Here is a 13,771-nt window from a genome sequence, read left to right on the forward strand (position 1 = left end):
TTCTGCTTCTGCTTCTGCTGCGACAGGTTGCTGCTCTTGTTGAGCTTCTTCAAGCGCTTGCTCAGATTCAGTTGGCTTAACTTGTTCAGCTTCAGGCGCGACCTGTTCAGCCTCAACTTGTGATTCAACTTCAGTTTGATCTTCAACGCTTTCTACGTTCGCTTCATTCTGAGTTTTTGGGCTTTGTTCTTCTTCACCAAAACCAAGCCACGATAATAATCCGCGCTTCTTTTTTTCCGTCATCAGAGGAGTTTCCTAGATCTACTAATTAGCTGTATTGACTTAATACACGTCGACTCTTTGCTATTGTTATACAATACAAGCTTGTACAAACGAATAGTAAAGAAAAATGACAAAGCAGTGATAAGTTTGCTTTTAGCTTGATACACTTTGTCATTGCAAATTTATTTAATACACGAACCCACTTAAATTGGGCTCGGTATAGTATCACTTTATTAGCGGTCAAAAAATCTATGGTAAGACGTCGCCAGCAAAACACATCACAAAAAAAGCCATCCGGAGGCTTTGTTCGAATTATTAGTGGCTCATGGAGAGGTAGAAAGCTGCCTGTTCATGATTTAGAAGGATTACGCCCAACCATTGACCGAGTAAAAGAAACACTCTTTAACTGGGTGGCTCAAGATATCCCACATTCAACTTGCTTGGATGTATTTGCCGGTTCTGGCGGTCTAGGTTTTGAAGCAGCTTCTCGCCAAGCCAAAATGGTGACACTGCTCGAAATGAATCAAAAGGCGGCTAAACAGCTTTCTGATAACGCGAAAGAGCTCAAGGCAGACAACATTAATGTCGTGAATACTGATGCTATCTCTTTCCTTAAGAAACCGGGCACGCCTTACGATATGGTTTTCCTTGATCCACCATTTCGTCAAGGCTTACTGGCAGAAACAGTACAACTGCTTGAGAGTAACGGTTGGCTTGCAGACAATGCCATCATTTACGTCGAGACAGAGAAAGAACTGAAACTCGAAGCTATGCCAGAGAACTGGGAATTGCATCGCGACAAGACCACCGGACAGTCAAGCTACCGACTGTTCAATCGAATCACTGAAGAATAGGAGTTATTGAATGAAGTTCTTGCTTCCACTAGCAAAAGCAGCCATCGCCTTTGTTTGGTTTATCTTAATCGTAAATATTTTCTACCCGTTTCCGGGTAATGCTGCGATTGCGCTTTATATCATGACCGCATTCTTGTTCTTCATGCACGGCCTGCAGATGCTGATTTTCATCGGTGCATTCGGCGATAAGATCGAGATGTCACGTTGGGAGAAGTGGTCAATATTGATTTTCGGTGTCTTCGCCTTACTCGATATCCGACGCAAACACATGATGTAATCGAGCTTAAGCCCAGATATAAAACGCTTAGCTACAGAAAACATCATGACAGAAACAGTAGAGACAAAAACGCCGCTCATTTAAGCGGCGTTTTTTTATTCAGCAATGATATTGATGTTAGCCCATGTAGCCTTTCACACCATCGAGGAACATTTGCGTCGACAGCATAACCAACAACAAGCCCATCAAGCGTTCGATGGCTTTAAGACCTCTCTCTCCCAGCACTCGCAGGAAGAAGCCATTAAACATCAGAATAAAGAAGGTAGCACCCCAAGCCAGCATCACTGCGCCTGAAAGCTCTAACATATTGTCAGGGTGCTGTGTCGACAACAGAATCAATGCCGCAATCACTGAAGGGCCAGCAATCATTGGGATCGCCATCGGCACAATAAACGGTTCTTCACCCGCCGCGAGGCCAGTAATACTACCCGCACTTGGGAAAATCATCTTAATCGCGATGATGAATAGAATAATACCGCCAGAGATACTCAAGGTTTCAGGCTGCACGTGCAGGAAGTTCATGATGCTTTGACCAGCAAACAAGAACAACAGCAGGATAACCAGCGCAAACATCAGTTCACGAACAAGAACAATACGGCGACGCTTCGGATCAATATGCTTAAGGATAGAGAGCACGATTGGTAGATTGCCAAGCGGGTCCATAATAAGAAACAGCATGGTTGCTGCAGATAAAATTTCCATAAGTTTGTCTCGAAAAGCGTAAGTGCGCGGAGTATAGCAGCCTCAACATTGATTTTCGAACGCAGTAATAAAAGGATTAACTTATGTAATTAGAAGGGAATTTTGCGAGAGCAAATAGAAAGGAAAAAGGAAAAAGAGAATTTAAAGAGTGAAGCCGAAACGTCGCATCCACTCTTCTTATCGATAAAAGCCAAAAGGCTCTAAAAACCAAATCTCTGGGAATTAGTGGTTACACACACGTTCGCGATTAGTGCAAAGCTTGTCATCAATAACCACGACCTTTTCCATCTTCAGGAAAAACTTCAGCAATCCATCTAAATCCAGACCGTTCAGCTTACACGTATGAAAACGCGCTTCTGCGCCATAAGTTTGAGCGAGTTCTTGCGTCAACTCTTCACGAGTCAGTGGCTTTTCACTCAGTAGGTTTAAAACGTTGTGTGCATGAATTTCGGTAGTCATAACTCAATCTCATGTTTAATGAAGTAGACGTAGAGTACCTACTTTCATCTGAGCTGCCTTGATGTAGCTCAGAGTTAAGCGAGCTCTACTCTAAATGGTAAGGGAAGCAACAATGAGAGCGTGCGCCAGAAAGTAGCTGCCCGTCACCCAAAAGTAGGCACCCTTAATTGGGCTACGATAGAAATTTAGCGCGTACGCCAATGCTGAAAGCAGCAACACGGCACAACCGGCAAAACCGACCGCATGCGACAGTTGAGGATCAAGCAACCAGAGCTCACCAGAAGCCCATGCAAGCTGAATAAGCACGATACCCATGATAACGACAGGAAAGACGAGTTTGTCTAAGCGAGGTAGAAGTAAGAAGAAAGCAACAACGCAAGCTGCCAATAACAGCGCGAACAACCACCAAACCATTTCACCTGATAGCTGTAACCAAAAAGCTTTGCTGTAACAGAGTTGAGCCAATAAGAAGCAGACAAAATGCAGAGGGCGTTTTTGAGTGAGAGTATGAAGCACATCTGCGATCGCAGAGATAGCCAACCCCGCAACTATCCAATAGGTAAAGTCAGCCACAACCGACTGAGTTAAAGCAATTGTCGCTAATAATACAAAGGTAAATACCTTATACGATAAGGCCTGACCGATATGTCCATGTTTCGTTCCTGCTATTGCTCCGATACCAGATAAGGAAACCGCTAACCAACTCCACATACCACTTGCCCTATTGCTTTAAATCGTCGCCAGTCTAGGCACACGAGTGTTGATGTAAAGCCTCAGCCCCTCAAAATTGGATCTTGATTACGCTTCCACTAAAAAGAGTCTCTTTAGATTGAAGTCGTAACAATTACCACCATGACAATGGCCATTCGTTTAAAACTAGAACGAATCATCATAAAACCCATTCAAACTGGCATTAGAGTCGCCATACTTGAATTTTGGCCAATTCTAACCTATCGACCCCACCAAAACCGGCCTAATTCCGTAAAATACCACACTTTAAAAATTAAAATAACCACATTTAAAGTAAATAATAACAATAACTTAAGTAAACAAACTCAAGATTAATAGGAAAATAAAAACGCCAACCAAGCCTAGACTTGTAAAGTAGCCAGTTTTCTTTTTTAACGCCCAGTTTTGTCAGGTTATTTCAAGCCTCCGGTAAAAATCGCCACAAAAACCAAGCCGAAAACTTAAAAAACCAACCAAAACCAACCTAGCCACCACCAACCTCTATTAATACAGTTTAACAACCTTTAACAATATAAATTACACAAAACAACCATTACAAAACAACAAGTTAAATCAAATTAGAACAAACATAAATCACAACGAACAAATTAAGAACACACCATAAAACACAGTTAAACACTGCCAAACAAGCCAAAAACTCATAGTTTTCTACTACTTTTAAAGCTTTCGAAAGTAATTCTTGATCTAAGGCCATAAGTAGTGCTATTCTTTAAAACATAGCGAGAGACAACCAAATTTAGGAGTAGTGTTATGATTTCATCTTCGCAAAGACAAGGACTTGTAATGATCGCGGTAGTTGTAGGTCTAATGACACTACCGATGATGTACTAAGCAAGTTACAGATAAAAAAAGGGACGCCATGAGCGTCCCTTTTTTTGTTCAATTTTTTCACTTCGAAAACAGATGCAGTGTTAGCACATCCCAGTTCGCATAATAGAAACCTGCGGCAGCTAAAGTCATTGCCATCATCAGTAAGATCGCAACTCGCCAGATAAAACGACCACTACGTGGAGTCAGCTCCTTCTCACAGTCGTTACACATCATGATGAACTTATGTTGGTCTTCCAACTTAGCCTCATGTTCATTGACTACCTTATTACGACACGTTGCGATATAGCGCAGCTTGCTCACCATATCGTGCGGTAGCCTTTCTTCACAGCTTGTTACAAGCTCATGCAATCCTTCGCCTTCGGCATGATATTGAAGCCTCAATAATTTCTCTATATTGCGAGTTCTTGTCACCACTTTTTCAATATCGGTCATCTTAGCCCTCCCACTCCACACTATAATTCTAGTCGAGCATTTCCCTATTCTTATACAAAATCACTGTTATTTACGAGAGAAAGAGACAATAAATAACAATGCTTTATCCCAAACTGACCATTAAATGTGATGTCTGCCGAAAAATAATCAGCTTGGCTTACAACAGTTCACGAATAACGGCTTTAAACACATATCCCTATTGCCTGAAAGACTAGAATAACCATCACGACTACATGGAGGTTATATGCCTAATTCACTCTTTTTTGCCATCTTTGCTCTCGCTGCTCTAGCGGCTTGGGTATTTATTGGTTTCTATCGAAAACACTCGCAAGGTGAAAATGCGCCAGAGAAGAAAGTGAATGTCACGGTGTTAGACAAACAATCGATCGACCTTCCTGACGCAGAACCGGGCCAAGAAGATCAAGAGTACTGGATTTACGTTCAACGTGGTGTGGTTGGTCCGAAGCGAGAATTCCAAGTCGGCATCCACTATTTCCACGCCCTTAACCCTGGCGACAAAGGAACCTTAACCTACCAAGGCGATAAGTTCTTACACTTTGCGTTGAAGCGCTAAACGTCAGCCGCTTCAACTGTCGTCCCTAAGCAATCCATCAGAAAGCCTTAGCAATCACCGCTAAGGCAATAACCAACGCGTTTTCTCTGACTTAGACACCAACCAGCTCATCCATAATGCGCCAGCTCCGCTGATCACAATCCATAATGGAATAACCCATGCCGGATGTCCTTGGTACCAACCAAACTCTTTCATCGGCCACAAGAAAATCGGGTGCAGCAGGTAAATACCTAAGCTGTGCTTACTGATAAAGCCAACCACTTGGTTACTCTTCTCAGACAGGCCTTCACCATAGTAACGGCATACCATGAACACCATGCTCGCCGCTAATACGGTATTCAACGTTTTGTAAGATAGCCAGCGCCCTACCGTGTACTCTTCTGCTACCAAGCTTGCATCAACCACCATGTAAACCGTGGTTAGTAACGCTAGCCCACCCAGTAACACACTCACGCCAACGGTCATCTTGTTAAGTGGCACAATCTTATACAGCAAGTAACCCAATGGTAAGTAACCGGTGTACAACCACAATTCGTGACTCCAAGGGCCATCGATTTTCAGTAAGAACAGCAATGTTGTGAACAACCATACCGCCGTAAAGGCATAGACCGATCTATCACCGTACTTTCTAACCATGATCTGCAAGAACGGAATCACAAAATAGAGTGGGATGAAGTAATAGAAGAAACCAAGGTGGTAATAGGTGTAATGATGGTAGCTATTAAGTAGCACATCCCAACTGACGTCGGCATCAAAGCCCATTGCCGACCAACCCGACAGATAGGTATAGAAAAGCGACCAGACAATGAAAGGGATCAGTACCTTGCCCAGACGACGCTTGAGGTAGTATTTGGCGTCAAACGGGCGCTGATCACTGAGCATCAGTGCACCAGTAATCAAGATGAACACCGGCACCGCCCAACGACTGAAACCGTTCACCGTAATGGCGGTCAGCCACTCACCGAAAGGAATAGTGCCTAATTCATTCCGATAAGGCGCCAAAACATGAATCGCGATAACTGCTATGGCCGCAACACATCGTGCTAAATCAAAAAAGAGAATTCGCTGCTTCATGTAAATGCCTGATTAATATTCAATCATTCTACTATAGCAATAAAAAAGCTGACTGGAATAAATACCAAGTCAGCTTAGTGTTAAAGGAGAGGCTTATCGCGAATTTAGCTCATACGAATTTAGCTCGTGCTGCTGAAGCTTATGCTGCTGAGATTTGCGGCACTTTAGGTAAACGGAGAGAGATCACCGTCGTTATCGCTAAGAACGCAAAAGATACCCACAGACACGCAGACAAACCGGCCATTTGGAATACCAAGCCCGACAATATCGTGCCAATCAAACGGCCCATCGCGTTTGCCATGTAGTAGAAACCGACATCAAGAGAAACGCCATCACCTTTCGCATAACTCACAATAAGGTATGAGTGCAGCGATGAATTCACCGCAAAGATGGCACCAAACACCATCAAGCCACCGATAATAACGAACTCGGGTTGCCAGCCAATTTGCACCGCATAGGCAATACCTGCAGTCACGATAGCCAACGCCCCCGCCCATAATAGCGCTGCATGTCCATCAGGCACCTTGCCTTGTGCTTTACCAGTAATCTTGGGTGCAATGCCCTGCACAAAGCCGTATGCGATGGTCCAAGCCGCTAAAAAGCCACCCACCCATGAGTGATCCCACCCAAACACGCTGCCTAGGTAAATCGGCAAAGCAATCACAAACCACACATCACGAGCGCCAAACAGGAACATACGTGCTGCGGATAGGATGTTGATGGATTCAGACTTAGAGAAGATCTGTTTAAACTTAGGTTTAGTTTTCGCTTTACCCATGTCCGCTTCTAAGCTCAACACACTGCCAACGAAGACCAATGCCAACACGGCAGCCATCGCAAGCACAGCGTATTGGAAGCCAATCGTTGAAAGTAGTAAACCACCAATAAAGAAGCCTGCCCCTTTAAGCGCATTCTTAGATCCGGTCAGAATCGCAATCCACTTATAAAGCGCGCCTTGTTGTTCATCAGGAACCAGAGTCTTAATCGAGCTCTTGGCACTCATCTTATTGAGGTCTTTAGCGATACCAGACAAGGCTTGCGCCGCCATGACCCAAGGAATGGTCAGCATTGCCGTTGGCACCGCGAGCATACCCAAGGCGACGACTTGCATGCCTAACCCAATGTTCATGGTCTTATTGAGGCCAAGACGCGCCCCTAACCAGCCACCGATTAGGTTAGTCACCACACCAAAGAATTCATAGAAAAGGAACAGTGAGGCGATTTCTAACGAACTGTAGCCAAGGTCGTAAAAATACAGAACCACCAACATGCGAAGTGCACCATCAGTAATGGTGAAGTTCCAGTAGTTAAAAGTCACCAACATGTATTGGCGAACGCTCTTACTTAGATTTGAAAACATAACGCTATCTCTGCAATCTAAACAAAAAGAGCTTTTGGATCATGATAAGTTCAACACTCCAGATACCAAAAGCTCCCTGTCTAACACTGATGACTATTAGCTATTCGCTACGCCATTAATGTATTCAACCTGGATAGGTTTAGTGAAGGCACCTGGACGCAGTGCCTGCACCTCTTGAACTACCTTGCTCAAATCCCAGCCTTTTTCTAACAGTAGGTGAGCTGCGAACAAACCAGTGCGACCAGAGCCGCCCATACAATGCATTGCAACCTTGCCGCCGTTATCGACGATGTTATGTAGCTCAGGGCTAGCTGCTTGCCACTTCGCAGCAAAACCAGCACCCGGTGCACAGTCGTCTTCAATTTCGATCTGGAACCATTGCATACCTAACGCACGTGTTTTTTCACCAAGTGCCGCCACGTCTTTGCTTGCAAGCTCATGGTCATCAAGTGCTGTCACGATAGCTTCAACGCCTTGCTCTTTTAGCTGAGCCAGTGATGCATCAAGCGTTGCTTCTTTTGTGCCTGGGCACGGAGTAAGCACTAGCGCACCTTGCTCTAGGTCTAGTTGCCATGTTGGATGTATCATTATATCTTCTCCAGATTCTTATTAAGCAAGGCCAACGGTACGAACAAGCTCAGCGGTACGTGTTGCGTAACCCATCTCATTGTCGTACCAAGCGTAGATCTTAACCATGCGCTTACCGACCAACATCGTTGATAGTGCATCCACGATTGTTGAGCGTTGGTCGCCTTTGTAATCGATAGAAACCAGTGGACGCTCTTCAAAGCCAAGAATACCTTTTAGTTCATTCTGAGACGCTTCTTTCAGCATCGCGTTAACTTCTTCTGCCGTGGTGTCTTGCTTCACTTCGAAGATGATGTCTGTCAGAGAAGCGTTCGCTAGCGGTACACGAACTGCGTGGCCGTTGATGCGGTTTTCTAGCTCAGGGAAGATCTCAACAATCGCTTTGGCGCTGCCCGTCGTTGTTGGGATAAGACTCATGCCACATGCACGTGCGCGGCGTAAGTCTTTGTGCGGCGCATCAAGAATAGTTTGCGTGTTAGTTAAATCGTGAATAGTGGTGAAGGCTGCGTTCTCGATACCAAGCTTCTCGTTGATCACCTTAACCACTGGCGCGATACAGTTCGTTGTACAAGACGCTGCCGTTACGATTTTGTGTACCGCAGGGTCGAAGATATTGTCATTCACACCAACAACGATGTTTGCGATGCCTTCTTCTTTCACTGGCGCCGATACCACAACACGTTTCACGCCCTGCTCTAGGTATTTGTTTAGGAAAGAGGTCTTACGGTGAACACCTGTCGCTTCGATAACCACATCACAACCAGACCAGTCGATCGCATCGATGTCGCGCTCTTGTGTGGTCTTGATGCGCTGGCCATTAATGATCATCTCATCGCCTTCTGCAGTTACTTCGTGGTGAAAGCGACCTTGAACTGAATCAAATTCTAGAAGGTGGGCCAGTGTTGTTGTGTCGCCAGCAACATCGTTAATTTGAACAAATTCTAGCTCATCCCAATCGAATGCTGCGCGAAGTGCTAGACGGCCGATACGACCAAAACCATTAATACCTACTTTGACTGTCATTTTCTGTTCTCTCAGTTAATTGCCTTCATATTTGAAGCCGCAGCGTTGTTGACTACGTTCACTTACCGGAGCGCCGGCCGCCCTAATTACATAGAGCCACTATGCTCATAGGGATAAGTTCACTTGTCGCCTAGCTGCAACTACAACTATTTCGGCATTAAGTTTTAATGTATTTAAACGCAACATACTGGGCGTGAGTTCATCGACTCTAAGCGCTCAATATCTTGCTGGTATTCAGTTTTCAAACAGTTCGATGCAATAAGGTCGTCAATTAACTTTAGCATCCAACCTGGTAAATCTTGTGACAGGCGGTAAAACACCCACTGCCCCTGGCGAACATCAATCAAAACACCGTTTGAACGCAGCTGCGCAAGATGGCGTGAAACCTTTGGCTGACTTTCTTGCAATGCCTGAGTCAACTCACCAACCGATAAGCACTCATTGCGAACTATCAACATTAAGCAACGCACTCGCGTTTCATCGGACAGTAATTTAAAAAATTGGTGAGGAAGCATAAAAACATACTCATATATGGATATGCACATATCTTAGATATAAAAAAACGCACGTCAAGGCGTGCGTTTCAATTGTCATAAAAGTTTAACGAAGAAATATCAGAGCTTGTTGGTCACGGTATGGCTCCAACGGCGCGCTTCAGTAAGCTCCGTTTTAACCTGATCCACGCTTAATCCTAAATCGGCGCAGTGCTCATCAATCTGTTGCCAATCGGCATGCTCAAAGCTCTCTTCAAGTGCGAGCAAGGTACCATATGGCCCTTCTCTACGTAATAGAGCAACCTTGATACTTTTACACAGCGGCAACTGCTCGACTAAGTTCTCTAACGACAAGTCCAACAGAGCACCCAACAAGGAGAATAAGCCAATCATAAAGGCCTGTTCTCTATACCCTTCAAATGCCTGATAGCGAGACATACGCTGACAAAACTGAGCACGCTGTAGGGACAATCCATACAGCTCTTTCGGCTTTTTATCAGAGACATAAGAGGCGACGGCTAACGACACAAACATTTTCAGTTTCTCTTGACCTAGATACACCAAAGCCTGACGAAAAGAAGAGATGGTCACTTCAAGGCGCGGCGACATAGTATTCACAAAACGCAGCAGCTTATATGAGAGCGCCACATCTTTCGCGACAATGCTCTCCACCCGTTGAAAGTCCACATCGGGCTTACACACTTCTTGAAACAGCTCCATAGCAATCACTTGCTCAGGGCTAATGTATTTACTCTTGATGATTTCCGGTTTATTGAAAAAGTAACCTTGGAAAAACTTAAAGCCAGCCTCTTTGGCTTGCTGGAATTCTTGTTCGGTCTCAACGCGCTCCGCCAAAAAGCTAAACTTTTTCCCTTGATGCGCCCTAACCAAATCACACGCTTCATCCAAACCCATCTGCATAATATCGAGCTTTACGATATGCGTGTATTTAAGGAAACGTTCCCATTCTGGGGTCGAAGTAAAATCATCTAGGGCAATCATGTAACCCGCTTGGTAAAGGTCTTTAACCGCTTCCAACAATTCATCTGTTGGTTTACAGGTTTCCAGAATCTCTACCACCACCTTATCTTTCGGCAAACTTAAGGGCAGTCGACGAATCAAACTTTGATAAGGGAAGTTGATAAAGCAGCGTGAAGATGGAATAGAAGGGTTAAGACCAACAGACAAGAAGTTCTCAACAATCAGACGATACGTTGCTCGATTAGACTCAATATGCGCTGGGTACGCATTCTTTTCTCCATCGCGAAATAACAACTCATAGCCGAGTGTATTCCTCTTGCGATTTAAGATAGGTTGTCGAGCAACGTATGTAGCGGTCATTTCTTGATAACTCTGATTGGTTTAACTATAACTCAGTCGCTTAATCTAAGCTTTCGCGGCAGCTAGCAAAGCACCGCAGCCCATGAACATACCACCAAATATTTTATTTATCTTACCCATTATGCGATCAGAGCGAATAAAACGTCCCATTTGTGACGCTAATGAGGTGTAACCCAACATAACAACGCTATCAATGAATACTGTCGTCACACCTAGCACTAATAACTGAGGTGCTTGAGGTTGTGTAGGGTCAATAAACTGAGGAAACAAAGCCACCAAAAACACGATTGATTTCGGGTTAGTTAGGTTGATAAGCACAGCGTTTCTCAGCAGTTTGCCACTCGACAGAGTAGAGCTTTCTTCAGATGCTACTAGGCTCGAGCTATCACGCCACTTTTGAATACCTAACCAAAGTAAGTACACCACGCCGACCCACTTAATGATGGTGAACGCCAACGCAGACTTAGCAACGAGTGCACCGATACCCGCGCCCACCAGCATAATGTGAAACGCAAGACCAAGCTGTAACCCAACAATTGATGCGAGTGACTTTTTAGTGCCATAGCTAAGCCCATTACTGATTGAGTTAACGGTACCCGAGCCCGGAGCCAAGCTAAACAAAATCGCTGTGACAACATAAGCAAGCCAGACATGAGTATCCATTTGCATTTCCTTACTAGTTCTTTAATCTAACAACATTAGTAGCAATAAAGCTCTCACACGCATCAGTTCAGGTAATTTCCCATGGAAAACCACAGCGAAGCCACCTTCCCTTACACTCAAGAACCTCAGTTCGATCATGCGATTAAACACCCGATCAACGCTCTTTGGCAACAAAGAAAAGAGGGGTATTTAACATCGTCTGGTAAAAAGAAACTGTACTGGTGCAGCCTCACCTCAGAAAAGCACAGCAAAGCTATTGTGATTTCAAATGGCCGTATCGAATGCTGCCAAAAATACCAAGAAATCTTTTATGATTTTTATCAACAAGGCTATGACGTTTATTCATTTGACCACCGAGGTCAAGGCCAGTCTGAACGTATGGTAACAGACTCTGACATTGGTCACATTCATGAGTTTGATGATTATGCATCTGACATGTCTGACGTCATTGCCAGTTTTGATCTCAGTAAGTATTCCAATCGCTACCTGCTCGCACACTCAATGGGCAGCACCATTGCCACTCGCTACCTACAAACCCATCCAGACCACCCGTTTGATAAGGTGACTCTGTGCGCTCCGATGTTTGGTATCAATACCGAGTGGTACCTGAAACCTATCGCGATGATCGTTGGACAAGTGCTTACCGCTTTTTATGCCAAGCCAACTTACGCGCCGGGCCAGCAAGCATATTATTCGAAGCCTTTTGAAAACAACTTACTGAGCCACAGTAAGGTTCGCTATCAGTGGTTCCGCCGCTTATATGACGAGTCTCCATCTTTGCAGGTGGGTGGACCAAGCACGCGTTGGGTGTGGCAAGGGTTAATGGCCGCCAAGCAAGCAATTCAACAAACTCGTCAAATCAAGATCCCTCTGCTATTGATTCAAGCTGGGGATGAAAAGATTGTCAGTAACAGTGCTCAAGTAAAGTTCATCTCTAAGCTGAAGAAAACCAACTCTGATTGTCAGTTTAAGTTGATTGAGGGTTCTAGGCATGAGGTGTTGTTTGAGCAGGATGAATATCGCAATCAAACACTGGATGCGATCAATCAGTTTTTCGCCTAGAGCTAATAGGCTAAGCAACCTACCAAGAAAATAAGCGCTAAAGAGGAAGAGAAGTAAGTGAGCTTTGCCCTCTTTTCTTGCATGAATTTGGCATACAATTTCTACCTAGAGATATTGTAGTTAAAACGATTCTAGCGCTGGCTAGCGTCAATATTGGTTAAGCATTTTGCAATGAGGGTTAAATGAGTATTCCTGCACTAAAAGATTCCGTGAAAATTGTTGCTTCTGATTTAGATGGTACGCTTTTGGCTCCCAACCATCAGCTAAGCGACTTTACCAAGCTAACGCTTAAGAAATTACACGACCAAGGTTATACCTTCATCTTCGCTACGGGTCGTCACCACGTCGATGTGGCGGGTATTCGTCAGATAGCAGGTATTCCGGCGTACATGATCACTTCAAACGGTGCACGCGTGCATGACCAAAACGATCAACTGATGTATAGCCAGAACGTACCTCAGGAACTCGTTCAGCCAGTTATTGATATTGTGCGCCAAGATCCAAACCTCTTTATTCACATGTACCAGAATGAAGATTGGTTACTAGACCGTGAAGATGAAATGTTGGCTAAATTCCACAGTGAGTCTGGCTTTAGCTACAAGCGCTTTGAAGCTGAAAACGCACCAAGCGAAGGCATCGCGAAAGTCTTCTTCACACATCCAGAACAAGACCACGAATATCTCGTCACGTTTGAACAAAAGCTAAGAGATGCTTTTGGCGACAAACTGAACATCGCCTTCTCTACACCTTGGTGTCTGGAAGTGATGGCAGCTGAAGTCTCTAAAGGCCACGCTCTAGACGCTGTTGCAAAATCACTAAACCTGACTCTGGATAACTGTGTTGCCTTTGGTGATGGCATGAACGACGCTGAAATGCTGGCTATGGCGGGTAAAGGTCTAATCATGGGTACATCACATGAGAAAGTGATGAAAGCACTACCTGACAATGAAGTGATTGGCAGTAACGCAGACGATGCCGTTGCTCACTACCTAGAAAAGCATCTGCTCTAATCTCGCTCGTTGAACAGATCTGAATAAATAAAAAGGCAGCCAACTGGCTGCCTTT

General features: G+C 44.5%; 16 protein-coding genes and 1 pseudogene. 5 read left to right on the top strand and 12 right to left on the bottom strand.

Features of this window, described 5'->3' with window-relative positions; genetic code table 11:
* Positions 1-243, bottom strand: a pseudogene (locus AB4154_RS16035) (signal recognition particle-docking protein FtsY); the annotation flags it as partial.
* A gap of 230 nt (positions 244-473) precedes the next feature.
* Between AB4154_RS16035 and rsmD the strand changes: the two are divergent.
* Positions 474-1,076, top strand: a complete 603-nt coding sequence (gene rsmD / locus AB4154_RS16040; RefSeq protein ID WP_017066764.1) for a 16S rRNA (guanine(966)-N(2))-methyltransferase RsmD — start codon at positions 474-476, stop codon at positions 1,074-1,076.
* A 10-nt stretch (positions 1,077-1,086) separates the two neighbouring features.
* Complete coding sequence (locus AB4154_RS16045) at positions 1,087-1,353, top strand: DUF1145 domain-containing protein (RefSeq protein ID WP_016784000.1); 267 nt, start codon at positions 1,087-1,089, stop codon at positions 1,351-1,353.
* 117 nt (positions 1,354-1,470) lie between these two features.
* Here the strand turns inward: AB4154_RS16045 and AB4154_RS16050 are convergent, their stop codons facing one another.
* The 4 genes from AB4154_RS16050 to AB4154_RS16065 all read right to left on the bottom strand — a co-directional run bounded on the left by AB4154_RS16050 (position 1,471) and on the right by AB4154_RS16065 (position 4,527).
* On the bottom strand, positions 1,471-2,055 hold the full coding sequence (locus AB4154_RS16050; protein ID WP_017063768.1) for a YhgN family NAAT transporter: 585 nt from the start codon (positions 2,053-2,055) through the stop codon (positions 1,471-1,473).
* A gap of 222 nt (positions 2,056-2,277) precedes the next feature.
* Positions 2,278-2,514 (bottom strand): YecH family metal-binding protein, encoded by a 237-nt coding sequence (locus tag AB4154_RS16055; protein WP_017061034.1) that lies wholly within the window; start codon positions 2,512-2,514, stop codon positions 2,278-2,280.
* A gap of 90 nt (positions 2,515-2,604) precedes the next feature.
* Complete coding sequence (locus AB4154_RS16060; RefSeq protein WP_102321186.1) at positions 2,605-3,225, bottom strand: lysoplasmalogenase; 621 nt, start codon at positions 3,223-3,225, stop codon at positions 2,605-2,607.
* 927 nt (positions 3,226-4,152) lie between these two features.
* Positions 4,153-4,527, bottom strand: coding sequence for a hypothetical protein (locus tag AB4154_RS16065; protein WP_004736595.1), 375 nt, complete (start codon positions 4,525-4,527; stop codon positions 4,153-4,155).
* A gap of 244 nt (positions 4,528-4,771) precedes the next feature.
* Between AB4154_RS16065 and AB4154_RS16070 the strand changes: the two genes are divergently transcribed.
* On the top strand, positions 4,772-5,101 hold the full coding sequence (locus AB4154_RS16070) for a DUF2500 domain-containing protein (RefSeq protein ID WP_017061032.1): 330 nt from the start codon (positions 4,772-4,774) through the stop codon (positions 5,099-5,101).
* 60 nt (positions 5,102-5,161) lie between these two features.
* Here the strand turns inward: AB4154_RS16070 and AB4154_RS16075 are convergent, their stop codons facing one another.
* The 7 genes from AB4154_RS16075 to rhtB form a co-directional block, all read right to left on the bottom strand.
* On the bottom strand, positions 5,162-6,175 hold the full coding sequence (locus AB4154_RS16075; RefSeq protein WP_102488288.1) for an acyltransferase: 1,014 nt from the start codon (positions 6,173-6,175) through the stop codon (positions 5,162-5,164).
* A gap of 139 nt (positions 6,176-6,314) precedes the next feature.
* The gene (arsJ, locus tag AB4154_RS16080; RefSeq protein ID WP_029235159.1) at positions 6,315-7,535 is read right to left on the bottom strand and encodes an organoarsenical effux MFS transporter ArsJ; all 1,221 of its coding nucleotides are present in this window, start codon (positions 7,533-7,535) and stop codon (positions 6,315-6,317) included.
* A gap of 96 nt (positions 7,536-7,631) precedes the next feature.
* Entirely contained in the window at positions 7,632-8,123 is a 492-nt protein-coding gene (locus AB4154_RS16085) for a cyclin-dependent kinase inhibitor 3 family protein (RefSeq protein ID WP_017061028.1), read from the bottom strand.
* 21 nt (positions 8,124-8,144) lie between these two features.
* Entirely contained in the window at positions 8,145-9,146 is a 1,002-nt protein-coding gene (locus AB4154_RS16090) for an ArsJ-associated glyceraldehyde-3-phosphate dehydrogenase (protein WP_017061027.1), read from the bottom strand.
* Positions 9,147-9,319: 173 nt separating this feature from the next.
* Positions 9,320-9,661 (bottom strand): metalloregulator ArsR/SmtB family transcription factor, encoded by a 342-nt coding sequence (locus AB4154_RS16095; protein WP_017063763.1) that lies wholly within the window; start codon positions 9,659-9,661, stop codon positions 9,320-9,322.
* A gap of 99 nt (positions 9,662-9,760) precedes the next feature.
* Positions 9,761-10,981: an EAL and HDOD domain-containing protein gene (locus AB4154_RS16100; protein ID WP_136974439.1), complete on the bottom strand. Its 1,221-nt coding sequence runs from the start codon at positions 10,979-10,981 to the stop codon at positions 9,761-9,763.
* A 45-nt stretch (positions 10,982-11,026) separates the two neighbouring features.
* Complete coding sequence (gene rhtB / locus AB4154_RS16105) at positions 11,027-11,644, bottom strand: homoserine/homoserine lactone efflux protein (RefSeq protein ID WP_017061024.1); 618 nt, start codon at positions 11,642-11,644, stop codon at positions 11,027-11,029.
* Between the two features lie 81 nt (positions 11,645-11,725).
* On the opposite strand from rhtB, the gene AB4154_RS16110 reads away from it, so the two are divergent.
* Positions 11,726-12,706 (top strand): alpha/beta fold hydrolase, encoded by a 981-nt coding sequence (locus AB4154_RS16110; RefSeq protein WP_229648281.1) that lies wholly within the window; start codon positions 11,726-11,728, stop codon positions 12,704-12,706.
* 182 nt (positions 12,707-12,888) lie between these two features.
* Entirely contained in the window at positions 12,889-13,716 is an 828-nt protein-coding gene (locus AB4154_RS16115; RefSeq protein WP_017061022.1) for a Cof-type HAD-IIB family hydrolase, read from the top strand.
* Positions 13,717-13,771: the final 55 nt, after the last annotated feature.

Origin of the sequence: Vibrio sp. 10N.286.51.B11 (assembly GCF_041469245.1) — a bacterium.
Classification (GTDB): domain Bacteria; phylum Pseudomonadota; class Gammaproteobacteria; order Enterobacterales; family Vibrionaceae; genus Vibrio; species Vibrio crassostreae_C.

Coding starts and splice junctions, on each gene's coding strand:
- AB4154_RS16095 (WP_017063763.1), bottom strand. CDS start 9,661: ATGCTTCCTCACCAATTTTTTAAATTACTGTCCGATGAAACGCGAGTG.
- AB4154_RS16065 (WP_004736595.1), bottom strand. CDS start 4,527: ATGACCGATATTGAAAAAGTGGTGACAAGAACTCGCAATATAGAGAAA.
- AB4154_RS16100 (WP_136974439.1), bottom strand. CDS start 10,981: ATGACCGCTACATACGTTGCTCGACAACCTATCTTAAATCGCAAGAGG.
- AB4154_RS16085 (WP_017061028.1), bottom strand. CDS start 8,123: ATGATACATCCAACATGGCAACTAGACCTAGAGCAAGGTGCGCTAGTG.
- AB4154_RS16060 (WP_102321186.1), bottom strand. CDS start 3,225: ATGTGGAGTTGGTTAGCGGTTTCCTTATCTGGTATCGGAGCAATAGCA.
- AB4154_RS16070 (WP_017061032.1), top strand. CDS start 4,772: ATGCCTAATTCACTCTTTTTTGCCATCTTTGCTCTCGCTGCTCTAGCG.
- AB4154_RS16110 (WP_229648281.1), top strand. CDS start 11,726: ATGGAAAACCACAGCGAAGCCACCTTCCCTTACACTCAAGAACCTCAG.
- AB4154_RS16075 (WP_102488288.1), bottom strand. CDS start 6,175: ATGAAGCAGCGAATTCTCTTTTTTGATTTAGCACGATGTGTTGCGGCC.
- AB4154_RS16115 (WP_017061022.1), top strand. CDS start 12,889: ATGAGTATTCCTGCACTAAAAGATTCCGTGAAAATTGTTGCTTCTGAT.
- AB4154_RS16050 (WP_017063768.1), bottom strand. CDS start 2,055: ATGGAAATTTTATCTGCAGCAACCATGCTGTTTCTTATTATGGACCCG.
- arsJ (WP_029235159.1), bottom strand. CDS start 7,535: ATGTTTTCAAATCTAAGTAAGAGCGTTCGCCAATACATGTTGGTGACT.
- rhtB (WP_017061024.1), bottom strand. CDS start 11,644: ATGGATACTCATGTCTGGCTTGCTTATGTTGTCACAGCGATTTTGTTT.
- rsmD (WP_017066764.1), top strand. CDS start 474: ATGGTAAGACGTCGCCAGCAAAACACATCACAAAAAAAGCCATCCGGA.
- AB4154_RS16045 (WP_016784000.1), top strand. CDS start 1,087: ATGAAGTTCTTGCTTCCACTAGCAAAAGCAGCCATCGCCTTTGTTTGG.
- AB4154_RS16090 (WP_017061027.1), bottom strand. CDS start 9,146: ATGACAGTCAAAGTAGGTATTAATGGTTTTGGTCGTATCGGCCGTCTA.
- AB4154_RS16055 (WP_017061034.1), bottom strand. CDS start 2,514: ATGACTACCGAAATTCATGCACACAACGTTTTAAACCTACTGAGTGAA.